A 26,209-nucleotide genomic window follows, 5' to 3' on the forward strand; every position below is an offset into this window, starting at 1 on the left:
GTATCAGCAGAAAAAGATTATATTGGCGAAGTTTATCTCAACTGGCGTGCGGCATCCCGCACGCCTTTATCCCTACTCTTCTTCCTTAAGCAAGCCAAATTTCAGGACTGCTTTCCTCGTCTTGATTGGCTCTTTGAGCGGTTCTTTTGCCGACTCATTATAGGCTTTCCTGAGTCTCGGCTCTTTCCAGATCATCAACTGAACTTTTTCAGAAAGCTCGTCTTCATCCGTGATGATAGGAAGAGAGTAGGATTCGGCCATTGACGAAAGGTCCTTGGCAATAACCTGACCAGCCAGGATGTGACTGCGCCATCCACCAGTAGGCCCAGCAGGCCGCAGCCGATCCAGGGATGTTTCAATCAGGCAACGTAGCAACAACTCTCTCTCTTTCTTTCTCTCAGCCCTGGTCTGGTTCGCACTCTGAGACCTTGTTTCATAACTCTTATCGCGAACCTCCTTCAGCAAGCGCCAGGCTGTCGCATGCTGCTGAGCACAGGCAAAGGCAGAAAGCATTTCTTCACCTACTTTCATCAGCGCTCCAGGCTGCGAGCTCTCAGCGTAATTTTCTTTGATTTTTTCCATGTGGTATTCGAACAGAACACGTACAAAAACTGTCTGACGCAGCGCTATATGGAAGTGGCTCTCAATCTTTTCATCAAGCTTATTTTCTTTATTTACTGGCCGCATAATTACCGACCAATCATCTCGAGGGTTAATTCTCCCACCAGAAATTTCTTTAATCATGCCAATTACTTGGCTTTCATAATCAATCAGATCAAATTTACTTTTTGGCTGCTCACGCAATATCGCATCACCAAGCTCACCTGCACGATCAAAGATCATCTGCCAAGGGTCTGTAGTCGTCACGTCACTCATGCCTCCCAGCTCAATCCAATGACATTTATATAACACCCGCTTCTGGCTGCGGCCACCTCGACCCACCCCAAATCATATCCATGCAGCGATGTCAATGGCGGTCCCTAAAATTCCGAGAAACTTAAGGAGTGCCGATTCGCAGGCGACGGCGGGTCGCCAAGATTGGGCCATCAAGCCAGCGAATTAGGGAAACTGCAATGGCCGAAGCACTACTACGACCCGAGCAGGTTGCTGAATGGCTGGGCATGAGTCCGAGCTGGGTGTACGGCAATAAGCACCGCATCGGCTTCGTTCAGATCGGCAGCGCGGTTCGCTTTGAGCGGAGCGCAGTGGAGGGGTACGCTGAGAACTGCAAGCGCGGACCTCAGCCTGAGGAACGCGACACATGGGAATCACAGTCAGATACAGGGAAAAGAGGAACCGGTGGGTGGTCACGGAAACGTACCACGGTCACCGACATCAACGATCGTTTGCGGGGGATCGAGAGGGGGAGCGGCAGGCGCGGGAATACGCAGCGAAGCGCCAAGCCGAACTGAACGAAGCTGCTTTCCAGGGTGAGGCCATGGGACGCCAGCCGCGACGAACATTCATCGAGGGTCTTGAACGATGGATCGACGAATACGACGTGGCCAGCCAGGTGAAGGCCATCCGCCCGGTGGCCCACTACATGGGCGACCGGGTGCTGCTCGGCATGGACAGCGTCGACAAGGCCCGCGAGATGGCTCGAGACCTTCGCAAGCAAGGACGTGCGCAGAGCACCATCAACAACCATCTGCAGGTGGTAAAGCGGGTGTTGAACCTTGCCTATCGGGAATGGGGGTGGCTGGACCGCCCCTTGGGCGACAAGATCCGCAAAAAAATGCCGAAGAACGAACGGCACGTGTACCTGACTATCGAACAGGTAAGTCAGCTACTACAAGCCATCCCCGATCAGTCGATTGTCGAGAAGCGGCTGATCGCCCTGGCGGCGCTCACCGGGCTGCGGCAAGGCGAACTGCTGGCTCTAGATCCGCAGAACGTCCAGGCTGGTCGCATCCTGCTGCGACCAGACCAGACGAAGAGCGGCAAGGCCCGAGTGGTGCCGGTACCGGAGGACGCCCGGGCATGGTTGGAGGATCTACCGTTCGCTACGACCTACTCTCGCCTGCGAACGGTGTGGGAGCATGCCCGCCAGACTGTAGGGCGGCCCGACCTGCGCTTCCACGACCTGCGCCACAGCTATGCCAGCATGCTGGCCCAGGCCGGCGAGAGCATGACCACGGTGCGCGACCTGCTGGGGCATTCCAGCCTGATCGTCACCAGCCGCTACTCGCACATGTTCGATGCGGGCCTGGACGATATTGGCTCACGTCTGCCGAGCTTGAGCGCGGCCTTCTGCGACCAAACTGCGACCAAGCACTAGAAACAGGGAGGGCAGAAACGCAAACAGCCGCTCGTAAGCGACTGTTTTCTAAGTGGTACCGGCGGTCGGACTCGAACCGACAAGGGCTTGCACCCGGCGGATTTTGAATCCGCTGCGTCTACCAATTCCGCCACGCCGGCAGCGCGTGGCATTATACGTGGCGGTGCGAACAGGTCAATCGGGACGCCTGACTTCGCGCGCATGAGACGGTATCCTAGGCGGCTTGCCCAGACGGTCCAGTCGCCGTCGCCTCGTCAACCTCCGCCATTCCCGAGTCCCCGATCCGCATGCAGCGTGCCGATTTCCACTACGAGCTTCCCGACGAGCTGATCGCCCGTTACCCCTCCGAGCAGCGCAGCGACTGCCGCCTGCTGTGCGTCGACGGCGCCAGCGGCGCGCGGGCCCACCGCCGCTTCCCCGACCTGCTGGAACTGCTCGAGCCCGGCGACCTGCTGGTGTTCAACGACACCCGGGTGATCCCGGCACGGCTGCACGGCCACAAGGCCAGCGGAGGCAGGGTGGAGATGCTGCTCGAGCGCCCGCTGGACGTCCACCGCGGGCTGGCGCACCTGCGCTCGAGCAAGTCGCCGAAGCCGGGCACCGAGCTGATCTTCGAGGGCGACATCCACGCCGTGGTGGAAGGCCGCCGCGACGCCCTGTTCGAGCTGCGCTTCCTGGGCGATACCCCCCTGGTCCAGTTGCTGGAGAAGCACGGCCATATGCCGCTGCCGCACTATATCGACCGCTCCGACGAACTCGCCGACCGGGAGCGCTACCAGACCGTCTACGCCCGCCGCGACGGGGCCGTGGCCGCCCCCACCGCCGGGCTGCACTTCGACGAGCCGCTGATCGAAGCCCTGGCCGCCAAGGGCGTGGAGAGCGCCTTCGTCACCCTGCACGTGGGCGCCGGCACCTTCCAGCCGGTGCGCGCCGACGACATCCGCGAGCACCGCATGCACAGCGAGTGGATCGAGGTGAGCGAGGCCGTCTGCGAGCAGGTACGGACGACCCGCGCCCGGGGCAATCGGGTGGTTGCGGTGGGCACCACCAGCGTGCGCTGCCTGGAGAGTGCTTGCCTGAAGAGCGCCGACGGCGAGATCGCCCCCTGCAGCGGCGAGACCGACATCTTCATCTACCCGGGCTATGAATGGCGCTGCGTCGATGCCTTGATCACCAACTTCCACCTGCCGGAGTCGACCCTGCTGATGCTGGTGTCGTCCTTCGCCGGTTTCGATCACGTGATGGCCGCCTACCGCGAGGCGGTGCGCGAGCGCTATGCCTTCTTCAGCTACGGCGATGCGATGTTTTTAACCCGCAAGGGTTCCTGACCGGCAAGACGCCCTGAACGCCTCAGTGCACCTGGTTTCTATTATCGAGAGTCACATGCGTAACGAATGCTTCATGAGCTTCGAGCACCTGGCCAGCGATGGCCGGGCCCGCCGTGGCCGCCTGGCCTTCCCCCGGGGAACGGTGGAAACACCGGCCTTCATGCCGGTGGGTACCTACGGCACCGTCAAGGGCATGACCCCGAGCTCGGTGGAAGAGATCGGCGCCGAGATCATCCTCGGCAACACCTTCCACCTGTGGCTGCGCCCCGGCATGGAGGTGATCGAGGCCCACGGCGACCTGCACGACTTCGCCCAGTGGGACAAGCCGATCCTCACCGACTCCGGCGGCTTCCAGGTCTTCTCGCTGGGTGCCATGCGCAAGATCACCGAGCAGGGCGTGCACTTCCGCTCGCCGGTGGACGGCGCCAAGGTGTTCATGGGCCCCGAGGAGTCCATGGTGGTGCAGCGCTCGCTGGGGTCCGACGTGGTGATGATCTTCGACGAGTGCACCCCCTACCCGGCCACCGAGAAGGAGGCCGAGCTTTCCATGCAGCGCTCGCTGCGCTGGGCCGAGCGCTCCCGCGAGGCCCACGGCGCCTCGCCTTCGGCGCTGTTCGGCATCATCCAGGGCGGCATGTACCCGGCCCTGCGCGAGCGCTCGCTCGCGGGGCTGCTGGAGATCGGCTTCGACGGCCTGGCCATCGGCGGTCTCTCGGTGGGCGAGCCCAAGGAGGAGATGATCCGGGTGCTCGACTACCTGCCCCCCTGGATGCCCGAGGACAAGCCGCGCTACCTGATGGGGGTCGGCAAGCCCGAGGACCTGGTGGAAGGCGTGCGTCGCGGGGTCGACATGTTCGACTGCGTGATGCCCACCCGCAACGCCCGCAACGGCCATCTCTTCACCGCCGAGGGCACGGTCAAGATCCGCAACGCCAGGCACCGCCACGACACCCGCCCGCTGGAGGAAGGCTGCGACTGCTACACCTGCCGGCACTTCTCCCGGGCCTACCTGCACCACCTCGATCGCTGCGGCGAGATGCTCGGTTCGATGCTCAACACCCTCCACAACCTGCGCCACTATCAACGCCTGATGGCCGGTTTGCGCGGTGCCATCGAAGCGGGTACATTGGCGAACTTCGTGGAAGGCTTCTATGCGCAGCGCGGGCTGCCGGTACCTCCCGCTCCGAATTGATCCACGGTCGGCACCCGCGGGCATGATGCCCGGCGCCGGCCATGGACCCGTTTCAGACGACTCGCTTCCTACATTCCGTTTCTGACAACCCAGGAGACACATCCAGATGCTGGACTTCTTCATTTCGCCGGCCATGGCCCAGGACGCCGGCGCCGCCGGTGGCGGCATCGCCCAGATCGTCATGCTGGTCGGCTTCGTGCTCATCTTCTACTTCCTGCTGTGGCGCCCCCAGGCCAAGCGGGCCAAGCAGCACAAGCAGCTGATCGGTAGCCTCTCCAAGGGTGACGAGATCGTCATCGGTGGCGGCATGCTGGGCCGCATCACCAAGGTCAGCGACGACAGCGAATTCATCCGCATCGAAGTCGCGGACGGCACCGAGGTCAACGTGCAGAAGAGCGCCGTGGCCGCCGTGCTGCCCAAGGGCACCATCAAGTCCATCTGACCCGGGCCCTCCCCGGCCTGGTCGGGCGCCCCTCCCCCGCGCCCGGCCAGGCCGCCCTTCGGCCACCGCAACGAAACTCGCCGGTGGCCAGGACGTCATCACGTCAGCCTCCTATTGTCAGCAACCAAGGGCAGGGCTCGCATGCTCAACCGTTACCCCCTGTGGAAGTATCTGCTGATACTTGCCGTACTCATTGGCGGCCTGGTCTATTCGCTGCCCAACCTCTTCCCCGAAGACCCGGCGGTGCAGGTCAGCAGCGAGCGGGGCGATGCCTCCGTCGACGCGCGCCAGCTCGAGCGCATCCGGGAGTCCCTGCGCGAGACCGGCATCGAGATCAAGGCCGTCGAGGACGAGGACAACCGGTTACTGATCCGCCTCCTCGATGCCGATGACCAGATCAAGGCCCGCGACCGCATCGCCGCCCTGCTCGGCGACGAGTATGTGGTGGCCCTCAACCTGGCCGAGTCCACCCCGGCCTGGCTGCAGTCGCTCTCCGCCTCGCCGATGACCCTGGGGCTTGACCTGCGGGGCGGCGTGCACTTCCTGCTGGAAGTGGACATGGACGCGGCCCTCGAGCAGCGCCTCGAAGTGAATGCCAGCGCCATGCGCGATCTGCTGCGCGGCGAGCGCATCCGCTACCGCGACACCGAGGTCGACGGCCGCACCGTCTCCATCGCCTTCGCCAGTGACGAGGACCGCGACGAGGCGCGCCGCCTGATCAGCCGCGAGTTCCCCGATTTCGACTACGCAAGCGAAGGTGAGGACCGTGGCGCTCGCCTGGTCATGACCATGACCGACCAGGCGGTGAATGAGCTCCAGGACTACGCCATCAACCAGAACCTCACGACCCTGCGCAACCGCGTCAACGAGTTGGGCGTGGCCGAGCCCATGGTCCAGCGCCAGGGACCGGCTCGCATCGTGGTCGAGCTGCCCGGGGTACAGGACACCGTGGCCGCCAAGCGCGTGGTGGGCGCCACCGCCAACCTGGAGTTCCGCCTCGAGGCCCGCCCGGACACCCCGGATGCCGAGGTCGAGACCTTCAGCTTCCGCAACGACGAGTCACGCACCGCCGACCTGATGCGTGACGTCATCATCACCGGTGACAGCGTCTCCAGCGCCAGCCGCAGCTTCGACGAGAACGGCCGCCCCCAGGTCAACATCAACCTGGACGGGACCGGCGGCACCCTGATGAACCGGGCGACCCGCACCAACATCGGCCGCAACATGGCGGTGCTGTTCATCGAGCACAAGACCCGCGACCGCGTGGTAATCGAGGATGGCGAAGAGGTGACGGTGCGCGACCCCTATACCGAGCGGGGTCTGATCAGCCTGGCCACCATCCAGAGCGCCCTGGGCAACAGCTTCCGCATCACCGGCCTCGACTCGCCCACCGAGGCCGCCGAGCTGGCCCTGCTGCTGCGTTCCGGCTCCCTGGCGGCACCGATCTACTTCGTGCAGGAACGCACCATCGGCCCGAGCCTGGGCGCCGAGAACATCGAGCGCGGCGTGATGTCGGTGCAGATCGGCCTGCTGCTGGTGGTGCTGTTCATGCTGGTGCGCTACAAGGTGTTCGGGGTCTTCGCCAACGTGGCGCTGGCGCTCAACCTGACCCTGGTGGTGGCCGCCATGTCGCTGCTCGGGGCCACCCTGACCCTGCCGGGCATCGCCGGCATTGTGCTGACGCTGGGCATGGCGGTGGACGCCAACGTGCTGATCTTCGAGCGCATACGCGAGGAGCTGCGTGGCGGGCTCTCGGTGCAGCAGGCGATCCACGCCGGCTACGAGCGCGCCTTCACCTCGATCATCGATGCCAATATCACCACCCTGCTGGTGGCGGTGATCCTGTTCTCGATCGGCACCGGGCCGGTCAAGGGCTTCGCCGTGACGCTTTCGCTGGGGATCATGACCTCGCTGTTCACCGCCCTGCTGGTGACCCGCGCGATGGTCAACCTCATCTACGGCGGCAAGCCGGTCAAGAAGCTCTGGATATAAGAGGTGGACATGAAGACCCTCATCAATCGACAGTTCGACTTCATGGGCAAGCGCCGGATCGCCTTCGCGGTCTCCGGCCTGATGATCCTGGCGTCGATCGTCTCGCTGCTGTTCCAGCAGCTCAACCTGGGGCTGGACTTCACCGGCGGCACCCTGGTGGAGGTCCGCTACGCCGTGGCCCCCTCGCTCGACGCCGTGCGCCAGGTCCTCGAGGCCGCCGAGTTCCGCGACGTTTCGGTGCAGAGCTTCGGCGCCTCCACCGAGGTGCTGATCCGCCTGCAGCAGGCCTTCGACCCCGACGTGGGTGACCGGGTGGTGTCGCTGCTGCGCGAGGGCGGCGACCGGGTGGAGCTGGTGCGTGCCGAGTTCGTCGGCGCCCAGGTCGGCGAGCAGTTGCGCGACCAGAGCGGGCTCGGCCTGCTGGTAGCGTTGGGCATCGTGATGCTCTACGTCGCCTTCCGCTTCCAGTACAAGTTCGCCATCGGCGCCCTGCTGGCGCTGATGCACGACGTGATCGTCGTGGTCGGCGTGTTCTCGCTGTTCCAGCTCGACTTCGATCTCACCGTGCTGGCGGCACTGCTGGCGGTGATCGGCTACTCGCTCAACGACACCATCGTGGTCTACGACCGCGTCCGCGAGACGATCCGCAAGTCGCGCATCAACGACATGCCGGCGATCTTCAACGAGGCGATCAACATGACCCTGTCGCGCACCCTGGCGACGTCGGGTACCACCCTGCTGGTGCTGTTCGCCCTCTACTTCCTGGGCGGCGACATGATCGAGGGCTTCGCGATGGCCTTGATCATCGGCGTCGTTGTCGGCACCTTCTCCTCCATCTATGTGGCCTCGGCCCTGCTGCTGCCGCTCAAGCTCCAGCGCGAGGACCTGATCCCGCCGCCGAAGGAGGCGGACGAGGAGGAAGAGCAGCTGCCCTGAAAGCTGGAAGCTGGAAGCTGGAAGCTGGAAGCTGGAAGCTGGAAGCTGGAAGCTGGAAGCTGGAAAGCAGCCTGAAACGAAACCGCCCCCGCAGCAATGCTGTGGGGGCGGTTTTTCTTCAAGCTTAAGGCTTAAGGCTTCCAGCTTGAGTTAGAAGTGCGGCTTGAGCTGCTGCACCAGGGCCTTGTAGAGGCGCGGGCCGGCGGCCATCAGCTGGCCCTCGGCCTCCACCGAGGGCTTGCCGTCGGGGCTGCCCATCAGCGCGCCGGCTTCCTTGAGCAGCAGCGAACCGACCTGCAGGTCCTGCTCCTCGAGGCCGAGCACGAAGGCGGCATCGGCACGCCCGGCGGCCAGGTCGGCCAGGTCGAGCAGGCCGCTGCCGGAGGCACGCTGCACCTCGATCTGCGGGCCGAGTTGCTGTATCAGGGTCAGGTAGGCCGGCAGATGGCGCGGACGCAGCCAGGTCTCCGGCAGGCCCATGGCGATACGCGTCCCGGCCACGGCAGACGCCTTCGGCACGCGGATGCGCTTGCCGTTGAGCTGGGCACCGCGACCACGGCTGGCCAGGTATTCGTCATCGCTGAAGGGGCAGATCACCACCGCATGCTCCGCACGGCCCTTGACCAGGCAGACCACCGACAGGGCGAAGCCGGGCGCGGCAACGGTCAGGTTGGAATAGCCGTGAAAGGGTTCGATCTTCCAGAGGGTGTCGCTGCCCTCGCCTTCGCCGGCGCGGTGGGGCGTGAAACGGCCGCTGACGCCGTGCTGCGGATAGCCGCGGCTGAGCTGGCGGACGATGAGCGTCTCGGCGTTGCGGGCGGCATCCTCGAGCAGGCGGTCGAGGTTGTGCTCTTCGTGGGCATTCTCGATTCGCTCGCGAATGCGCAGGAACTGTTCGCCGGCGCTGCGCGCGGCGCGCAACGCGAATTGGACCATCGGATGCATGATCGGGCCTTGAGGAGTCGGTGGTGTTAAAGAACGCGGCCGGTTCGGTGGAACGGGTCGGCGCGCATCCTAGCAGACCCAGGACGATTGCGCCACGCACTCGAAGCTCGAAGCTCGAAGCTCGAAGCTCGAAGCTCGAAGCTCGAAGCTCGAAGCTCGAAGGCAGCATGTTAGACTTCTCTCCCCGATTTCCAGCCGTCCCAAGGGTTCTCCATATGCTCGAGCGCATCCGCATCGTCCTGATCGGCACCAGCCACCCCGGCAACATCGGCGGCACCGCCCGCGCCATGCACAACATGGGGCTTTCCGACCTGGCCCTGGTGGCGCCGCGCTGCGAGCCGCTCACCGCGGAGACGGTCTCGCGGGCCTCGGGGGCCGACCATATCGTCCACGCGGCCCGCACGGCCGAGACCCTGGAACAGGCGGTCGCCGACTGCACCCTGGTGGTGGGCGCCAGCGCCCGGTCGCGCACCCTGCCCTGGCCGATGATCACCCCTCGCGAGCTGGGCGGCCGGCTGGCCGGTGAACTGGCCGGGCCCGGGACTCGCCTCGCCCTGGTCTTCGGCCGCGAGGACAGCGGCCTCTCCAATGCCGAGCTACAGCGCTGCCACGCCCATGTGCACATCCCCGCCAACCCGGACTTCAGCTCCCTGAACCTGGCCACCGCAGTGCAGGTGCTGGCCTACGAGTGTCGCCTGGCCTGGCTGGACGGCCTGGAGACGAGCGACGAGAGCGACGCGGAACCGCCCCAGCCACTGGCCACCCACGAGGAGCTGGAGCACTACTTTGCCCACCTGGAACGCACCCTGATCGCCATCGGCTTCCACGATCCGGCCATGCCACGCCAGTTGATGGCGCGGCTGCGGCGCCTGACCCTGCGCAGCCGTCCCGAGCGCATGGAACTCAATATCCTGCGCGGGATTCTCTCCGCCACCGAGAAACAGGCGAGCGGCGAGACGCCGGCCGACAGCGGCGAGCCAGACCCGCCGGCTTGAAGCCGCCAGCCGGCGCCCCCAGTATGAGAGGAACCTCCGGCGATTGCCCCCTCGAGCATCGCCCCTCCGCCACCCAAGGACCGCTGCATGTTTCAACATCTGCGTGAGGACATCAACAGTGTATTCGCCCGCGACCCCGCGGCGCGCAACTTCCTGGAAGTGCTGACCAACTATCCCGGCTTGCACGCCCTGTTGATCCACCGTTTCAGCCACTGGCTGTGGCGGAAGAACCTCAAGTGGCTCGCCCGCAGCCTCTCGACCTTCTCCCGCTGGCTGACCGGCGTCGAGATCCATCCCGGGGCCTCCATCGGCCGGCGTTTCTTCATCGACCACGGCATGGGCGTGGTGATCGGCGAGACCGCCGAGGTCGGCGACGACGTCACCCTCTACCAGGGCGTGACCCTGGGCGGCACCAGCTGGAACAAGGGCAAGCGCCACCCGACCCTCGAGGATGGTGTGATCGTCGGCGCCGGAGCCAAGATACTGGGCCCCTTCACCGTGGGCACCGGCGCCAAGATCGGCTCCAACGCCGTGGTCACCAAGGAGGTGCCCGCCGGCGCCACCGTGGTAGGCATCCCCGGCAAGGTCGTCCATCGCCTCGAGCCGGACGCCGAGGAGGTCCTCGAGGTCGACCCGGCCCGGCGCGAGGCGATGCACCGCAAGTTCGGCTTCGACGCCTACGGCATCAGCCAGGACATGCCCGACCCCGTGGCCCGTTCGATCCAGGCCATGCTCGACCACATGCACGCCGTGGACGAGCGCATCGAGCGCATGTGCGGCACCCTGCGCAAGCTAGATGCCAGCTATCGCGACGGCCGGCTGCCCGAGCTGCGTGACGAGGACTTCGCCGACATCCTCGCCGACGTGGACAGTTGCTGCCCGCCCGTCGACCGGGAGGAACCGGAGAGCGAGAAAGAGCCTCAGGGCGATGCCGCCGACGATGCCCGACCCGAGAAGCGCCGGGAGAATGGTTGACCACGGCACTCGGTCTTTACCATAATGCCCTTTCGTCCGTGACGTTTCCCCTGGGGAGACGCACCCGATCCATCGAACCCCGACCCCAGCGTCGGCGCCGAGGTGTCGATCCGCATGCGCCTGACCACCAAGGGACGCTACGCTGTTACCGCCATGCTCGACCTGGCGATGAACGCCGACGAGGGTCCCATCTGCCTGGCCGACATCTCGCGGCGACAGGAGATCTCGCTCTCCTACCTCGAACAGCTGTTCGCCCGCCTGCGCCGCGCCCGGCTGGTGGAGAGCGTACGCGGCCCCGGCGGCGGCTACCTGCTGGCGCTGCCGCCGGCGGCTATCTCGGTGGCTCGGGTGATCGACGCGGTCGACGAGTCGGTGGACGCCACCCGCTGCGGCGGGCTATCCGACTGCCAGCAGGGCGATACCTGCCTGACCCACCATTTGTGGTGCGAGCTGTCGGAGCATATCCACGGCTTCCTCGACGGCATCACCCTGGGACAACTGGCGCAGCGCCAGGAGATACGGGGCATCGCCAGTCGCCAGCGTCGCCGGCAGGGCAACGACGGCATCCTCGCGTCGTCGCCCTGAACCGCCGGGCATACCCTTTCCGAACATCCGCCACCACTGCGAGCCCATGACCACACCCGTCTACCTCGATTATGCCGCCACCACCCCGGTCGATCCGCGGGTCGCCGAGGCGATGAGCCGTCACCTGACCCCGGACGGCCTCTTCGCCAACCCGGCGTCGCGTAGCCACATGCTCGGCTGGCAGGCGGAGCAGGCCGTGGAGGGTGCTCGTCGCCAGGTCGCCGACCCGATCGGTGCCGACCCCCGCGAGATCGTCTGGACCAGCGGCGCCACCGAGGCCGACAACCTGGCGCTGACCGGCTTCATGCGGGCCAACCGGGCACGGGGCCGTCACCTGGTGACCTCCTGTATCGAGCACAAGGCGGTGGTGGATACCGCCAAGGCGCTGGAGGCCGAGGGCTTCGAGGTCACCTGGCTCACGCCCGGCCACGACGGGCGGGTGACGCCCGACCAACTGCGCGCGGCCATGCGCCCGGACACCGTGCTGGTCTCGCTGATGGCGGTGAACAACGAGCTCGGCAGCATCCACGACCTGGCGGCGCTCGCCGAGGTCGTCCATGCCGGCGGTGCGGTCTTCCATGTGGACGCCGCCCAGGCGGTGGGGCGCATCCCGCTGGATGTCGCCCGGCAGGGCATCGACCTGATGTCGCTGTCGGGCCACAAGGTCTACGGGCCCAAGGGCATCGGCGCCCTCTACGTGAAGCGCAGCCCGGACATCCGCCTGGAGGCCCTGATCCACGGCGGCGGCCACGAGCGCGGCATGCGTTCGGGGACGCTCGCCACCCACCAGATCGTCGGCATGGGCGAGGCCTTCGCCCTGGCCGCCGCCGAGGGGGACGCCGACCAGGCACGCATCACGGCGCTGCGCGACCGGCTGCTCGCTGGCCTGGCCGGCTTCGAGGGCGTCCACCGCAACACCGATATCGGCGTCGCGGTCCCCAACATCCTCAACCTGGCCTTCGAGGGCGTCGACGGCGAATCGCTGCTGATGGCGTTGCGCGACATCGCCCTCTCCACCGGTTCGGCCTGCAACTCGGCGAGCGTCGAGCCATCCTATGTACTGAAGGGCATTGGCGTGCCGCGCCCCCTGGCACTGGCGTCGCTGCGGTTCAGTTTCGGCCGCTTCACCACCGAGGCCGATATCGACCGAACGCTGCACGCCCTTACACACGCCCTCGAGGGCCTTCGCCGCCAGGCGATCTGACCATTCAACCCGTGCAGGAGAAAGACCATGGCGCACCTTTCGATCACCACCGCTGCCGCCGACCAGATCCGCCGGGTCCTCGACGAGCGCGGCCACGGCCTGGGCCTGCGGGTCTCGGTCAAGCCGAGCGGCTGCTCCGGCTACAGTTACGTGCTCGATTTCGCCGACGAGGCGGCCAATGACGACGTGACCTTCGAGGAGCACGGCGTGACCGTCTATGTCGCGCCCGACGCCCTGGAGATGCTCGACGGCAGCGAGGTCGACTACGTCAACGAGGGGCTCAACCGCTTCTTCCGCTTCAACAACCCCAACGTCAAGGACGAGTGCGGCTGCGGCGAGAGCTTCAGCGTCTAGGCGCTCAGCGCCCGAACGGGGCGGGAACGGCTCGACGATTGTTCAACGAGCCCCCCAGCCGTTATAATCCCCGCCCAGTCGGCGAACTCGCCGAGCCGCATCACCCGATTCGCCGCGCCGCCCCCTGCTCTCGACCCAGGAGCTTCCGGGGCGGCGCGGCGCTATCCATCGACCCCCATGTCAATCACCCTGCTCAACTGGAGACACGCCCCATGGCCACCCAGCGTACCCTGTCCATCATCAAGCCCGATGCCGTCGCCAAGAACGTCATCGGCGAGATCACTTCCCGCTTCGAGAAAGCCGGCCTGAAGGTCGTCGCCGCCAAGATGCTGCACCTCTCCGAGGAGAAGGCCGGCGGCTTCTACGCCGAGCACAAGGAACGCCCCTTCTTCAAGGACCTGGTCGGTTTCATGACCTCCGGGCCGGTGGTCGTGCAGGTGCTGGAGGGTGAGGACGCCATCGCCAGGAACCGCGACCTGATGGGGGCCACCAATCCCAAGGACGCCGCGCCGGGCACCATCCGCGCCGACTTCGCCGAGACCATCGACGCCAACGCCGTCCACGGCTCCGACTCGCCGGAATCCGCCGAGCGCGAAGTGGCCTACTTCTTTGCGGCCGATGAGATCTGCCCGCGCTGAGGGGCCCCATCCCCACGGCGCTTCAAGCGGGGGTGACCCCACCCCCGCCCTCTCTCTGCCCCCTCGACGCCCTGATGCCATGACCACCACAACCGCTCCCCAACGCACCAACCTGCTCGGTCTCTCTCGCGAGGAGATGGAGCACTTCTTCCTCTCCATCGGCGAGAAGAAGTTCCGTGCCGCCCAGGTGATGAAGTGGATCCACCACGAGGGCTGCGACGACTTCGCGGCCATGACCAACCTGTCCAAGGCACTGCGAACGCGCCTGGCCGAGGTGGCCGAGATCCGCGGTCCCGGTGTGGTCTACGAGGGCTCCTCCAGCGACGGCACCCGCAAGTGGGTGCTCGAGGTCGAGGACGGCAGCTACGTGGAGACGGTGCTGATCCCGGCCGACAACGGCAAGCGCCGCACCCTCTGCGTCTCCTCCCAGGTCGGCTGCTCGCTGGACTGCAGCTTCTGCTCCACCGGCAAGCAGGGCTTCCAGCGCAACCTCACCGCCGCCGAGATCATCGGCCAGGTGTGGGTGGCCCAGCGCAGCGTCGGCCCGCGCAAGGACACCGCCAATCGTCCGGTCACCAATGTGGTGATGATGGGCATGGGCGAGCCACTGATGAACTACGACAATGTCGTGCCGGCGATGAAGCTGATGCTCGACGACGACGGCTATGGCCTCTCCAAGCGTCGCGTCACCCTTTCCACCTCCGGGGTGGTGCCGATGCTCGACCGGCTCGGCGACGAACTCGACGTGAGCCTGGCCATCTCGCTGCATGCGGCCACCGACGAGCTGCGCAACGAGCTGGTGCCGCTCAACCGCAAGTACAACATCCGCACCCTGCTGGATGCCTGCAAGCGCTACCTCGCCAAGTGCCAGGACACGCGGATGGTCACCATCGAGTACACCCTGATCAAGGACGTCAACGACCAGCAGGAGCACGCCGAGCAGCTCGCCGCCCTGCTCGAGGAATTGCCGTGCAAGATCAACCTGATTCCGTTCAACCCCTTCCCTCACTCGGGCTACGAGAAACCGTCACGCAACCAGACGATGCGTTTCCAGCAGTGGCTCTATGAGCTGGGCTACACGGCGCCGATCCGCACCACTCGCGGCGATGACATCGATGCCGCCTGCGGCCAACTGGTGGGACGCGTCAAGGATCGCACCAAGCGTCACGAACGCTATATCCGGTCGATCCAGATCGACGCCGACTGACCCGGGGGTCACCTTGACTTCAACCGGGCTCGGCGCTTTGATGGACTGGCCTTTTCCCCTACCGGTGACGGTTCGCTCGCGAAACGCCACCGGTGGTGTCGTGCCCACTATCGAGAGGACGCCATGACTCGCTGCCCACGCACGCCCGGACTCACGCAGGCCCCTGCCGTCGCCGTCCTGCTGGGGGCGCTGTGGCTGGCCGGCTGCGCCTCCCAGGTGGGCCCGTTCAACGGCAATGAGGACAACCCCGGCGACGCCTATACCCGACTGGGCATCGCCTACCTCGAGCGTGGCAACCTGCAGCGGGCCATGAGCTCCCTCGATCGAGCCCTGCAGATGGCGCCCGGCGATGCCGAGGCCCTGCAGGCCATGGCCATGGTCTACCAGCGCCAGGGAGAGGATGAGCTCGCCGACGAGACCTTCCGGCGTGCCCTCGACGCCGACTCCGACTTCACCCGGGTACGCAACAATTATGCGGCCTTCCTGTATGATCGTGGGCGCATCCGCGAGGCCTGCGACCAGCTCGAGCTAGCCAGCCGGGATAGCCAGTACGCCAACCGTGCCCAGCTGTTCGCCAACCTGGGGCAGTGCCAGCGTGAACTCGGCGACCTCGACGCCGCCCGGGCCAGCCTCGCCCGCGCCCAGGCGATCGACCCGCGAAGCGCGCGCAGCTATTTCACGCTGGCCGAACTCGAGCATGCCCAGGGCAATCATGCTCGCGCCCGGAACCAGCTCGAAGGGTTCATGCGCTTGGCCGGCGCCAGCCCCGGGGCGCTCCGCCTGGCCCGCGACATCGCCCGGGCCGAGGGCGATCGCGCCGCTGCCGCCTTCTACACCGAACAACTGGACGCTGCCGATGACGCTCCCTGACAACCGATTCTTGACGAAGGATGCTCAGCCATGAGCGACACCCACATCACCGATGCCACCGATGTCGCCCTCACGGCCTCACCGGGCGAACAGCTCAAGCGTGAGCGCGAGTCGCAGAGCCTTTCCCGAGAAGAGGTCGCCGAGTCCCTGAACCTGCGCCCGGCGGTGATCCAGGGGCTCGAGGAGGACAACTACGAGGAAGTCCCCGTCGCCGCCTATCGTCGAGGCTACCTGCGCTCCTATGCCCACCTGCTGGGCATCGACGACCGCCCGGTACTGGAAGCCTACCGGGCGCGCTTCGGCGGTGAGGAGCACGAGCGCAAGGTGACGCCGGTGCATGTCACCCGCCCGCCGTCGCGCATCGGGGCCTGGCTGTTCCGGCTGGTCACCCTGCTGGTGATCGCCGGCCTGGTCGGGCTGACGCTCATGTGGTGGCAGAGCCGCGGCGGCAACGAGCCCCCCGGCGTCAGCGACAGCGGCCCGGTCTCGGTGGACAGCCTCGACGGCAGTCCCACCATCACCGAGAGCGACGAACCGATGGCCGAGGAGGCCGCCGGCGCCGCCGAGCTGCCGCCGCTGCCCGACGCGCAGAGCGACCTCGGCCTGGTCGAGGATCCCGAAGCCGCCGGCGAGGCCTCGGCCGGCGTGGTGGATTCCGGCCCGGCCCATATCATCGCCGCCGACCGCGGCGCCTCCGACGAGGCCGAGCCGGTAACGCCGGTCGAGGGGGCCACCGAAGCCGAGCCGGAGCCCCAGGCGGCCCCGGCGACAACCGCCGACCCGCGGGTACTGGAGCTGACCTTCAACGAACAGTCCTGGACCGAGATCTTCGACGCCGACAACCAGCGCGTCTTCGTCGGTCTCCAGGAACCCGGCACCACGGCGAGCGTCGAAGGCGAACCACCGTTCCGCCTGACCGTGGGCAACGCCACCGGCGTCGAGCTCGTCTGGCGCGGCGAGTCCGTTGACCTCGGCGCTCGCGCCGGCGCCAACAACGTCGCCCGCTTCACCCTGGGAGAGTGATCCGTCACCATGCATGCACAATCCCCCATCAAGAGACGCCAGTCACGCCAGATCCACGTCGGCAGGGTAGCGGTCGGCGGCGATGCCCCCATCTCCGTGCAGAGCATGACCAACACCGACACCCTGGACGTGGCCGCCACCGTCGGCCAGATCCGTCAGCTCGAGACCGCCGGGGCCGATATCGTGCGCGTCTCGGTACCGACCATGGACGCCGCCGAGGCCTTCGGCCGTATCAAGCGCGAGGTCGAGGTGCCGCTGGTGGCCGACATCCACTTCGACTACAAGATCGCCCTGCGCGTCGCCGAACTCGGCGTCGACTGCCTGCGCATCAATCCTGGCAATATCGGCCGGGAAGACCGGGTCAGAGCCGTCGTATCGGCTGCGCGCGACAACGGCATCCCGATCCGCATCGGCGTCAACGCCGGTTCGCTGGAGAAGGAGCTGCAGAGGAAGTACGGCGAGCCGACGCCCGAGGCGCTGGTGGAGTCCGCCATGCGCCATATCGACCACCTCGACCGCCTCGACTTCCATGAGTACAAGGTCAGCGTCAAGGCCTCCGACGTCTTCATGGCCGTGGCCGCCTATCGCCGGCTGGCCACCCTGATCGAGCAGCCGCTGCACCTCGGCATCACCGAGGCGGGCGGGCTGCGCTCGGGCACCGTCAAGTCGTCGATCGGCTTAGGGCTACTGCTGATGGACGGCATCGGCGACACCATCCGGGTCTCGCTGGCCGCCGACCCGGTCGAGGAGATCAAGGTCGGCTATGACATGCTCAAGAGCCTGCGCCTGCGCAGCAAGGGCATCAACTTCATCGCCTGCCCCAGTTGCTCGCGCCAGAACTTCGACGTCATCGGCACCATGAACGCCCTCGAGGAGCGCCTCGAGGACGTCATGACGCCGCTGGACGTCTCGGTCATCGGCTGCGTGGTCAACGGCCCCGGCGAGGCCAAGGAGAGCGATATCGGCCTCACCGGCGGCAGCCCCGCCAACCTCGTCTACATCGACGGCAAGCCCGCCAGCAAGCTGCGCAACGACCACCTGGTCGACGACCTGGAGCGGCTGATCCGCGACAAGGTCCGCGAAAAGCAGCAGGCCGAACAGGACGTGATCGCCCGCGGCCAGTGAGCCGGGCGAAGAACCAAGGAGCCAGTGTTGAGCAAGCCCCAATCAAGTCATCAAGAGCCGAGCAAGAAAAAAATCCAGGCCATTCGTGGCATGAACGACCTGCTGCCCGGCCAGTCGGCGCTGTGGCAGTACTTCGAGGGACAGGTGCGCGCGCTGATGCAGCGCTACGGCTATGACGAGATCCGCACCCCCATAGTCGAGCAGACCGCGTTGTTCGCCCGCTCCATCGGCGAGGTCACCGACATCGTCGAGAAGGAGATGTACACCTTCGAGGACCGCAACGGCGACAGCCTCACCCTGCGCCCCGAGGGCACGGCGAGCTGCGTGCGCGCCGCCATGGAGCATGGCCTGCTGCACAACCAGACCCAGCGGCTCTGGTACCAGGGCCCGATGTTCCGCCACGAGCGTCCCCAGAAGGGCCGCTACCGGCAGTTCCACCAGGTCGGCGTGGAGGCCTTCGGCCTCGACGGCCCCGACATCGACGCCGAGGTGATCCTGCTCTCGGCCCGCCTGTGGCAGCAGCTGGGGCTCTTCGAGCACGTCACCCTGGAGCTCAACTCGCTGGGCTCCGCCGAGGCCCGGGCCGCCTACCGCGATCTGCTGGTGGCCTACTTCGAGCGGCACCACGCGCTGCTCGACGAGGACTCCCGCCGGCGCCTGACCAGCAACCCGCTGCGCATCCTCGATTCCAAGAACCCCGACATGGCCGAGATGCTCGCCGGGGCGCCGCAGCTGATGGATCACCTCGACGACGCTTCCCGCGAGCACTTCGAGCAGCTCACCGCCCTGCTCGACGCCGCCGGCATCGACTACGTGATCAACCCGCGCCTGGTGCGCGGGCTCGACTACTACGGCCGCACCGTCTTCGAGTGGACCACCACGGCGCTGGGCAGCCAGGGCACCGTCTGTGCCGGTGGCCGCTACGACGGCCTGGTGGAGCAGCTCGGCGGCAAGCCGACCCCGGCGGTGGGCTTCGCCATGGGCATCGAGCGCCTCATCCTGCTGCTCGAGACCCTCGAGCTGGTGCCCGACGGCGCCCGCGGCGAACTCGACCTCTACCTGCTGCCCATGGACGACGCCGCCACCCGCCAGGCCCTGCTCCTCGGCGAGCGCCTGCGCAGCGAGCTGCCCGGCCTGCGCGCCCAGCTGCACTGCGGCGGCGGCAGCTTCAAGAGCCGCATCAAGAAGGCCGACCGCAGCGGCGCCCGCCTGGCGCTGCTGCTGGGCGAGGACGAACTGACCAACGGCAGGGCGACGCTGAAGTTCCTGCGCGAGGAGCGCGAGCAACTGAGCCTGCCCCAGGCGGAGCTCAATGCCACCCTGGCAGCCCTGCTGGCCGACGAGCACGCCTGAGCCCCCGTATCAGGATCCCGACGCCGATCCACCCCGGATCCCGAAAGCGATCCGCACAGGATCCCGCGCCGGATCCTCCAGGACAGAAGGAGACCGCCTGTGGCGGAGCTGAGAACCGAAGAAGAGCAGCTTGACGCGATCAAGCGCTGGTGGAAGGAGAACGGCACCTCGCTGATCGCCGGCGTCGCCATCGCCGCGGCCGGCGTGTTCGGCTGGAACGCCTGGCAGACCTACCAGGAGAACCAGGCCCAGGCCGCCTCCATGCGCTACCAGCAGCTGATCAACCTGACCGCCGGCGGCGAGCTCGACGAGGCCAGCCTCCACGAGGCCCGCGAGCTGGTGGTGGAGATCACCGACAGCCACGGCAGCACGCTCTATGCCGACCTGGCGCGTCTGGTCGATGCCCGGCTGGCGGTGGCCCAGGGCGACCAGGCCGCGGCCCGTGACGCCCTGGAAGGCGTGATCGACACCACCAAGCGCGACTATGTGCAGGGCCTGGCGCGGCTGCGCCTGGCCCGGCTGCAGGTCGCCGACGGCGCTGCCGAGGCCGCGCTGGCCACCCTGGATGCCGGCGTGCCGGAGGCCCTGGCCGCCCAGCGCGCCGACGTGCGCGGCGACGCCTATCACGCCCTGGGCCGCGAGGACGAGGCCCGCGAGGCATGGAAGGAGGCACTGGCGCGTGCCGAGGAGCGCGATCAACCGCTCTACGGCGTCCAGCTCAAGCTCGACAACCTGGGTTTTGACGAGGCCACGCTATGAAACCGACCCTCCTGATCGCCGCCGTCGCGAGCCTCGCCCTGCTGGCCGGCTGCGCCGGCAAGGTGGAGCCGCAGCACCCGCCCAAGGAGCTCGAACGCTTCGAAGAGAGCGTCAGCCTGGATACCGCCTGGCGCGAGCGGGTCGGGCAGGGCCTCGGCCGCGCGACCTATCCCATCGCCCCGGCCCGCGACGGCGACACCGTCTTCGCCGCCGACGAGCGCGGCCGGCTGATGGCGCTGGACGCCGATGACGGCGATACCCGCTGGGAAGTCGACCTCGAGGTGCCCGTTTCCAGTGGCCTCACCGCCGTGGCGAACCGGGTCTACCTGGGCACCCGCAGCGGCGAGGTGCTGGCCATCGACCAGCGCGATGGCGAGGTCCGCTGGCGCACCCGGGTCCCCAGCGAGGTGCTGGCCGCGCCCCAACCCAGCCAGCAGCTGCTGGTGGTGCAGAGCGTCGACGGCAGCGTCACCGCCCTGGACCGGGCCAGCGGCGAGGAGCGTTGGACCTACAGCGCCACGCGGCCGGCGCTGACCCTGCGCGGCACCGGCACCCCCATGGTGATCGACCCCGTCACCTTCACCGGCCTCCCCAACGGCCGCCTGGTGACCCTGGACAACCGCAGCGGCCAGCCGCTGTGGGACATGCGCATCGCCGTGCCCCGGGGTCGCAGCGACATCGAGAGGCTGGTCGACCTCGCCGCCCAGCCGGTACTGACTCCCGACGGCCGCCTCTTCGTGACCAGCTACAACGGCCGCCTGGTCGCCCTCGAGGCCACCCGGGGCGAGGTGCTGTGGGAGCGCGAGCACTCCAGCTACCTGACCCCGATCCTGGTCGGCGACTTCCTGTTCACCGTCAACGAGGCCAGCCACATCCTCGCCCTGGACGCCAACAGCGGCGACGAGATCTGGCGCAACGACTCCCTGGAGGGACGCCGCATCACCGCCCCGGCCTTTGCCGACGGCCGCCTGGTGTTCGGCGACTTCGAGGGCTACCTGCACCTGATCGATGCCCGCAGCGGCGAGCTGGCCGGCCGCACCCGCATCGACCGCTCGGGCATCAGCGTGCGCCCCCTCACCGAGGGCCGTCGCATCCACGTGCTGGCCAACGACGGCAGCCTAGAGACCCTGGACATCCAATGACCCCCGTGATCGCCCTGGTCGGCCGCCCCAACGTGGGCAAGTCGACCCTGTTCAACCGCCTGACCCGCTCCCGGGACGCCCTAGTGGCGGATTTCCCGGGACTCACCCGCGACCGCAAGTACGGCAACGGCGTGCTCGGCGGCAAGGCCTACACGGTGATCGACACCGGCGGCATCAGCGGTGACGAGGCAGGCATCGATGCGGCCATGGCCGAGCAGTCGCTGCAGGCCATCGACGAGGCCGACATCGTGCTGTTCATGGTCGACGCCCGCGCCGGGCTCAACGTCGCCGACGAGGCCATCGCCAACCACCTGCGGGTCAACCAGAAGAAGACCTGGCTGGTGGTCAACAAGACCGACGGCCTGGAAGAGCATGCCGCCATGGCCGACTTCTGGCAGCTGGGGCTCGGCGACCCCCACCCCATCGCCGCCGCCCACGGCCGCAACGTCACCTCGCTGATCGAGGAGGTGCTCTCGCCCTTCCCCGAACGCGACGAGAACATCCCGGCCGATACCGGCACCAAGGGCATCCGCATCGGCGTGATCGGCCGTCCCAACGTGGGCAAGTCGACCCTGGTCAACCGCCTGCTCGGCGAGGAGCGGGTGGTGGTCTTCGACGAGGCCGGCACCACCCGTGACGCCATCGAGATCCCCTTCGAGCGCCGCGGCAAGCCCTACGTGCTGGTGGACACCGCCGGTGTGCGGCGACGCAAGAACGTCCGCGAGATCGCCGAGAAGTTCTCGATCATCAAGACCCTGGAAGCGATCAAGGAGTGCCATGTCGCGGTCACGGTGCTGGATGCGCGCAGCGGCCTGGTGGAGCAGGACCTGCACCTGCTCGACTATGTGCTGACCAGCGGCCGCGCCCTGGTGCTGGCGGTCAACAAGTGGGACGGCATGGAGCACGAGGCCAAGGACAGGATGCGTGCCGAGATCAAGCGCCGCCTGGGCTTCGCCGACTATGCCGAGCTGCACTTCATCTCGGCGCTGCACGGCACCGGGGTCGGCGACCTCTATCCCTCCATCGAGCGCGCCTTCGCCTCGGCCAACAGCCACTGGTCGACCAACCGCCTGACCAGCATCCTCCAGGACGCGGTGGAACAGCACCAGCCACCGCTGGTCAACGGCCGGCGCATCAAGCTGCGCATGGCCCACCAGGGCGGCAGCAACCCGCCGATCATCGTGGTCCACGGCAACCAGACCGCCTCGCTGCCCGAGGCCTATCGCCGCTACCTGACCAATACCTTCCGCAAGGTGCTCAAGGTGCGCGGCACCCCGCTGCGCTTCGAGTTCCGCTCGGGCAAGAACCCCTTCGACAGCATGGCCGGGGCCAGCGACAAGGAGAAGGCCAAGAAGCGCGAACTGGGCCGGACCCGCGAGGCGCGCAAGAGCCGCCGCTGAGTCACTTCCGCCTCACCCCCATACCGCCCGCCCGGCCCGTCGTCCACGACTGGCCGGGCTTTGTCGTTCCGGGCCGACAGGTTCGCTTTCCCGGCGAGCCGACAGGGCACACGACGCCTTGACAGGGAAGCCCGGCAGCCCTGAAATACGCCTCTCGCTGCAATGCAGCACCGACCCTGTCCCCGGAGGACCTCATGATGCTCACCCGTCTCTTGCCGCGCCGCTGGCGCCTGCTCGCCCCGCTCTGCCTGGCGGCGCTGCTCGGCGGCTGCCTGGCGATCCCCCAGACCGGCCTGTTCGCCTTTCGCCTGGCGATCACCTCGCTGGGGGTGGAGGACGTGCGCATCGGCCCCTACTCGATCCAGGCCGGCCTCGATACCAGCGACATCACCTCGCTGATCGCCTCGAGCCTGGGCATGGGCAGCCTGCCGGTTCAGGCCACCCTGGCCATGGGCCTGGCGTTGCCCGTCGGCATGCCGGCGGTGGAGATGTCGGGCTTCCGCTGGACCCTGGATGTGCCCGGCGCCGAGGTGGTCAGCGGCAACTACCAGGAGGAGGTCACCCTGACCTCGGCCGACGACACCAAGCTACGCCTGCCGGTGGCCTTCGACCTGCTGGGCGCCGACCGCAGCCGCCTGGCCCCGATGGTGGAGCTGGCCAGCCAGATGGCCAGCCAGGGGGAGCTACCCGCCGGCAGCGAGCTGGCCATCACGCCGGGGGATCTGCGCGGGCTGGGCATGACCCTGCCCGCCGGCCTGTTGACACCGACCCTGCGCTTCGCGGTGGGCGAGGACGGCGGGTTGACGCCCCAGCGCTGATCCGCCGGCGCCGCCTCCACATGATTCAAGGGGCAGGCATCACACGCAACACCCGCCCCTCGGCGCTGTCGGTCAACAGGTAGAGGGCGCCATCCGGCCCGCTGCGGACGTCACGGATCCGCTCGCCGAGTTCCGTGAACAGGGCTTCCTGGCCCACGATCTCGCCATCCTCGCGGATCAGGCGGCGCACCTGGCGAGCGGCCAGCGCCGAGACGAACAGGTCGCCGCGCCACTCGGGAAATCGCTCCCCGTCATACAGGGTCATGCCCGAGGGAGCGATGGATGGTGTCCAGTGCAGCAAGGGCGGCTCGAACCCCGGCAGCTCGGTGAAGGGCGTGACGCGCGCCCCGGTATAGTCGACGCCATGAGTGACCAGTGGCCAGCCATAGTTGGCGCCGGGAAGGATACGATTGAGTTCGTCACCGCCCCGGGGGCCATGCTCGTGAATGAGCAGCTCACTTCGTGTCTCGTCGAAGACGACCCCCTGGATATTGCGGTGGCCGATGCTGTAGAGCTCCGCTCGCGCTTCGCTGACAGCGACGAAGGGGTTGTCGCCGGGCACCGAGCCAGCGAGGGTCAAGCGGACCAGGCTGCCCAGGTGGTTGCCCGGATTCTGGGCCTGTTCACGGTAGTCGAAGCCATCGCCGAGCCCCAATACCAGGGTATCGTCCGGCAGGAAGGTCAGACGGCCGCCGTAGTGGGAGCGTCCCTGCTTGTCCGGCTCGGCGCGAAACAGCGTCTCCCGTGCGACCAGCCGCTGGCCGTCGAAGCGGGCGCGATCCAGGCAGGTCGTGTTGGCGGCCAGCGTGCCACAGGCATAGCTCAAGTACACCCAGCCACTGTCGGGATGATCCGGCGCCAGCGCCACCTCGAACAATCCCGCCTGGCCACCGACGAAGACCTCGGGCACCCCATCGATGGGCGCCTCGCGCAGCCTGCCATCGGCCTCGATCAGGCGCAGCCGCCCGACGCGTTCGGTGACCAGCATGCCGCCCCCGGGCAGGAAGGCCAGCGACCAGGGATGGTCGAGCCCCTCGGCCAGCGTCTCGAACCGGTAGTCCACGGCGAGCGCCGTGGTACACACCGACAGACCGACGATGGTCAGCAGAACACGACCGAATCGACGCATGTTTCACTCCCCTGCCGGGTCACCCGGAAGCCCCGTCCCAGTCGAAATACGCCAGAATGGCATAGCCCCAGCCACCCAGGGCGGCGGTCGCCATCATCGCCAGGGTTCCCTCCAGGCTGCGAGTGGCCGCGATCAGGGTCGGCATCGGCGCCAAAGCATCGACAATCGACAGCATGACCCATAGCCCGAGCGCCGCCGCCAGCGCATGAATCGGCCATGCCCCGAAGCCCAGCCAGCGTGTCACCACGCTGGCCACTGGCATGGCCCCCAGCATCATGATGGCGACGAGGCTGCCGTACAGCGGTGTGAACCCCAGCAGATCGTGAGCCGTGGTCGCCAGGCGCGTGGAGAACGAGATATCGGCACCCAACGCCGACAGCGCCGCCAGGTTGAATTGGGTCTGCACGATCGATCCCAGCAGTGTGGCGTCGAGCACGGCAGCGACATAAGCCACCAGCGTTTGCCATCGCCTCGTCATGATGGCCTCTCATGAGGACTTCGATAGCAGCGCCACGCCTTCCAGACGGCAAAGTTGCCAGCAGTGCACAGGCCCTTCACGTGGTTGCATGCTCTCACTGGCCACCCTGCACTCGGAAGCGGTCCCCCAAGCGCCGCTGGCCGACCCACTGGCAGGCGAACTGCCAGGCGACCCGGCCACTGCGTCCGCCGCGCAGGGTGGCGAAACGGATCGCCTCGGCGCGCGCCTCGCGGTTCCAGTCATCGGCCGTGCCGAGCTGGCCGACCCAGTGGCAGCACGCCTCCAGGTAGACGTCCTGGTTGAAGGGGTGGAAGCCGAGCCACAGGCCGAAGCGATCCGACAGCGAGATCTTCTCCTCCACGGCGTCGCCGTGGTGGAGCTCGTCGCCCACCAGCCGCGAGCCCTCGTTGTCGCTCATCGACTCGGGCAGCAGGTGGCGACGATTGGAGGTGGCGTAGAGCAGCACGTTCTCCGGCGGGCCGGTGAGGGCACCGTCGAGCACGCTCTTGAGCGCCTTGTAGGCGTCGTCGTGGCCCTCGAAGGAGAGGTCGTCGCAGTAGACCACGAAGCGATGGGCCTGCTCGCGGAGCTGGGCCACCAGCAGCGGCAGGCCGGCGAGGTCGTGGCGGTCGACCTGTACCAGGCGCAGCCCCTCCGGCGCCAGGGCATTGAGCAGGGCACGGATCAGCGACGACTTGCCGCTGCCCCGCGAGCCCCACAGCAGGGCGTGGTTGGCCGGCAGCCCCTGGAGGAAGGCGCGGGTGTTGTCGACCAGCGCCAGCTTCTGGCGCTCGATGCCGAGCAGGTCGTCCAGGCCCAGGGCATCCCGGGGCGGCACCGGCAGCAGCCGCCCGCCCAGGATATGGCGCTGCCAGAGGGCGGCGATGTCGCGTTCCCAGTCGACCGCCTCGGGCGGCGGCGGCAGCCAGTGTTCGACGTGATCCAGCAGGTGCAGCAGGCGGCGCGACAGCTCCGCATCCATGGCGCTCTCTCCTCGGCTCGTGATATGGCAGGCCAGTGTTGACCTGGCAGGCGTTACGG

Annotated in this window: 26 protein-coding genes, 1 tRNA gene and 1 pseudogene; 22 read left to right on the forward strand and 6 right to left on the reverse strand. The window is 67.2% G+C overall.

From position 1 onward, the window contains the following. Positions 1-72 precede the first annotated feature (72 nt). A complete protein-coding gene (locus MKP05_RS18330; RefSeq protein ID WP_240569592.1) occupies positions 73-876 on the reverse strand; it encodes a hypothetical protein in 804 nt (267 codons plus the stop codon). Between the two features lie 197 nt (positions 877-1,073). Here MKP05_RS18330 and MKP05_RS21975 point away from each other — a divergent pair. Further along, positions 1,074-1,217 (forward strand): annotated as a pseudogene (locus MKP05_RS21975) (helix-turn-helix domain-containing protein); the annotation flags it as partial. A gap of 44 nt (positions 1,218-1,261) precedes the next feature. Further along, positions 1,262-2,278: a tyrosine-type recombinase/integrase gene (locus MKP05_RS18335; RefSeq protein ID WP_240569593.1), complete on the forward strand. Its 1,017-nt coding sequence runs from the start codon at positions 1,262-1,264 to the stop codon at positions 2,276-2,278. A 53-nt stretch (positions 2,279-2,331) separates the two neighbouring features. On the opposite strand, the gene MKP05_RS18340 is transcribed toward MKP05_RS18335, so the two are convergent. Then, positions 2,332-2,418 (reverse strand) — tRNA-Leu (locus tag MKP05_RS18340). Between the two features lie 147 nt (positions 2,419-2,565). Here MKP05_RS18340 and queA point away from each other — a divergent pair. From queA to secF, 5 genes are all read left to right on the forward strand, one after another. After that, on the forward strand, positions 2,566-3,606 hold the full coding sequence (gene queA, locus MKP05_RS18345; RefSeq protein WP_240569594.1) for a tRNA preQ1(34) S-adenosylmethionine ribosyltransferase-isomerase QueA: 1,041 nt from the start codon (positions 2,566-2,568) through the stop codon (positions 3,604-3,606). 73 nt (positions 3,607-3,679) lie between these two features. Next, positions 3,680-4,798, forward strand: coding sequence for a tRNA guanosine(34) transglycosylase Tgt (gene tgt, locus MKP05_RS18350; protein ID WP_439109004.1), 1,119 nt, complete (start codon positions 3,680-3,682; stop codon positions 4,796-4,798). A gap of 106 nt (positions 4,799-4,904) precedes the next feature. Next, complete coding sequence (gene yajC / locus MKP05_RS18355; protein ID WP_240569596.1) at positions 4,905-5,240, forward strand: preprotein translocase subunit YajC; 336 nt, start codon at positions 4,905-4,907, stop codon at positions 5,238-5,240. 141 nt (positions 5,241-5,381) lie between these two features. Further along, positions 5,382-7,232, forward strand: a complete 1,851-nt coding sequence (gene secD, locus MKP05_RS18360) for a protein translocase subunit SecD (RefSeq protein ID WP_240569597.1) — start codon at positions 5,382-5,384, stop codon at positions 7,230-7,232. Positions 7,233-7,241: 9 nt separating this feature from the next. Beyond that, positions 7,242-8,168 carry a protein translocase subunit SecF gene (gene secF, locus MKP05_RS18365; protein ID WP_240569598.1) on the forward strand — a complete coding sequence of 309 codons (927 nt, stop codon included), beginning with the start codon at positions 7,242-7,244 and terminating at the stop codon, positions 8,166-8,168. 150 nt (positions 8,169-8,318) lie between these two features. On the opposite strand, the gene MKP05_RS18370 is transcribed toward secF, so the two are convergent. Next, positions 8,319-9,113 carry an inositol monophosphatase family protein gene (locus MKP05_RS18370; RefSeq protein ID WP_240569599.1) on the reverse strand — a complete coding sequence of 265 codons (795 nt, stop codon included), beginning with the start codon at positions 9,111-9,113 and terminating at the stop codon, positions 8,319-8,321. 215 nt (positions 9,114-9,328) lie between these two features. On the opposite strand from MKP05_RS18370, the gene trmJ reads away from it, so the two are divergent. From trmJ to MKP05_RS18445, 15 genes are all read left to right on the forward strand, one after another. Next, on the forward strand, positions 9,329-10,108 hold the full coding sequence (gene trmJ, locus MKP05_RS18375) for a tRNA (cytosine(32)/uridine(32)-2'-O)-methyltransferase TrmJ (protein ID WP_240569600.1): 780 nt from the start codon (positions 9,329-9,331) through the stop codon (positions 10,106-10,108). 87 nt (positions 10,109-10,195) lie between these two features. Then, the gene (gene cysE / locus MKP05_RS18380; protein WP_240569601.1) at positions 10,196-11,083 is read left to right on the forward strand and encodes a serine O-acetyltransferase; all 888 of its coding nucleotides are present in this window, start codon (positions 10,196-10,198) and stop codon (positions 11,081-11,083) included. Between the two features lie 114 nt (positions 11,084-11,197). After that, the gene (locus MKP05_RS18385; protein WP_110282659.1) at positions 11,198-11,668 is read left to right on the forward strand and encodes a Fe-S cluster assembly transcription factor; all 471 of its coding nucleotides are present in this window, start codon (positions 11,198-11,200) and stop codon (positions 11,666-11,668) included. 46 nt (positions 11,669-11,714) lie between these two features. Continuing rightward, positions 11,715-12,872, forward strand: coding sequence for an aminotransferase class V-fold PLP-dependent enzyme (locus tag MKP05_RS18390; RefSeq protein WP_240569602.1), 1,158 nt, complete (start codon positions 11,715-11,717; stop codon positions 12,870-12,872). A 27-nt stretch (positions 12,873-12,899) separates the two neighbouring features. Continuing rightward, complete coding sequence (locus MKP05_RS18395; protein WP_110282661.1) at positions 12,900-13,226, forward strand: HesB/IscA family protein; 327 nt, start codon at positions 12,900-12,902, stop codon at positions 13,224-13,226. A 212-nt stretch (positions 13,227-13,438) separates the two neighbouring features. Further along, entirely contained in the window at positions 13,439-13,864 is a 426-nt protein-coding gene (ndk, locus tag MKP05_RS18400) for a nucleoside-diphosphate kinase (protein ID WP_240569603.1), read from the forward strand. 79 nt (positions 13,865-13,943) lie between these two features. Beyond that, entirely contained in the window at positions 13,944-15,071 is a 1,128-nt protein-coding gene (gene rlmN / locus MKP05_RS18405; protein ID WP_110282663.1) for a dual-specificity RNA methyltransferase RlmN, read from the forward strand. 123 nt (positions 15,072-15,194) lie between these two features. Then, positions 15,195-15,941, forward strand: a complete 747-nt coding sequence (pilW, locus tag MKP05_RS18410; protein ID WP_110282664.1) for a type IV pilus biogenesis/stability protein PilW — start codon at positions 15,195-15,197, stop codon at positions 15,939-15,941. Positions 15,942-15,971: 30 nt separating this feature from the next. Next, positions 15,972-16,964: a RodZ domain-containing protein gene (locus MKP05_RS18415; protein WP_240569604.1), complete on the forward strand. Its 993-nt coding sequence runs from the start codon at positions 15,972-15,974 to the stop codon at positions 16,962-16,964. Positions 16,965-16,973: 9 nt separating this feature from the next. Next, positions 16,974-18,089 (forward strand): flavodoxin-dependent (E)-4-hydroxy-3-methylbut-2-enyl-diphosphate synthase, encoded by a 1,116-nt coding sequence (ispG, locus tag MKP05_RS18420; RefSeq protein ID WP_240569605.1) that lies wholly within the window; start codon positions 16,974-16,976, stop codon positions 18,087-18,089. A gap of 27 nt (positions 18,090-18,116) precedes the next feature. Next, entirely contained in the window at positions 18,117-19,442 is a 1,326-nt protein-coding gene (gene hisS / locus MKP05_RS18425) for a histidine--tRNA ligase (RefSeq protein WP_276316676.1), read from the forward strand. A gap of 99 nt (positions 19,443-19,541) precedes the next feature. Further along, entirely contained in the window at positions 19,542-20,201 is a 660-nt protein-coding gene (locus tag MKP05_RS18430; protein ID WP_110282668.1) for a YfgM family protein, read from the forward strand. After that, positions 20,198-21,343 carry an outer membrane protein assembly factor BamB gene (gene bamB / locus MKP05_RS18435; RefSeq protein WP_240569607.1) on the forward strand — a complete coding sequence of 382 codons (1,146 nt, stop codon included), beginning with the start codon at positions 20,198-20,200 and terminating at the stop codon, positions 21,341-21,343. Before MKP05_RS18430 ends, bamB begins: the two co-directional genes overlap by 4 nt. Continuing rightward, positions 21,340-22,743 carry a ribosome biogenesis GTPase Der gene (gene der, locus MKP05_RS18440; protein ID WP_240569608.1) on the forward strand — a complete coding sequence of 468 codons (1,404 nt, stop codon included), beginning with the start codon at positions 21,340-21,342 and terminating at the stop codon, positions 22,741-22,743. The genes bamB and der overlap by 4 nt, the downstream gene beginning before the upstream one ends. A 194-nt stretch (positions 22,744-22,937) precedes the next feature. Continuing rightward, entirely contained in the window at positions 22,938-23,561 is a 624-nt protein-coding gene (locus MKP05_RS18445; RefSeq protein ID WP_240569609.1) for a hypothetical protein, read from the forward strand. 25 nt (positions 23,562-23,586) lie between these two features. Here MKP05_RS18445 and MKP05_RS18450 read toward each other — a convergent pair whose 3' ends face one another. The 3 genes from MKP05_RS18450 to MKP05_RS18460 form a co-directional block, all read right to left on the reverse strand. Then, the gene (locus tag MKP05_RS18450) at positions 23,587-24,690 is read right to left on the reverse strand and encodes a PQQ-dependent sugar dehydrogenase (protein WP_240569610.1); all 1,104 of its coding nucleotides are present in this window, start codon (positions 24,688-24,690) and stop codon (positions 23,587-23,589) included. A 19-nt stretch (positions 24,691-24,709) separates the two neighbouring features. Beyond that, entirely contained in the window at positions 24,710-25,168 is a 459-nt protein-coding gene (locus tag MKP05_RS18455; RefSeq protein WP_240569611.1) for a hypothetical protein, read from the reverse strand. A 94-nt stretch (positions 25,169-25,262) separates the two neighbouring features. After that, complete coding sequence (locus MKP05_RS18460; RefSeq protein ID WP_240569612.1) at positions 25,263-26,150, reverse strand: ATP-binding protein; 888 nt, start codon at positions 26,148-26,150, stop codon at positions 25,263-25,265. Between the last annotated feature and the right edge of the window lie 59 nt (positions 26,151-26,209).

The sequence above is a fragment of the Halomonas flagellata genome (assembly GCF_022487945.1).
Taxonomy (GTDB): domain Bacteria; phylum Pseudomonadota; class Gammaproteobacteria; order Pseudomonadales; family Halomonadaceae; genus Halomonas; species Halomonas flagellata.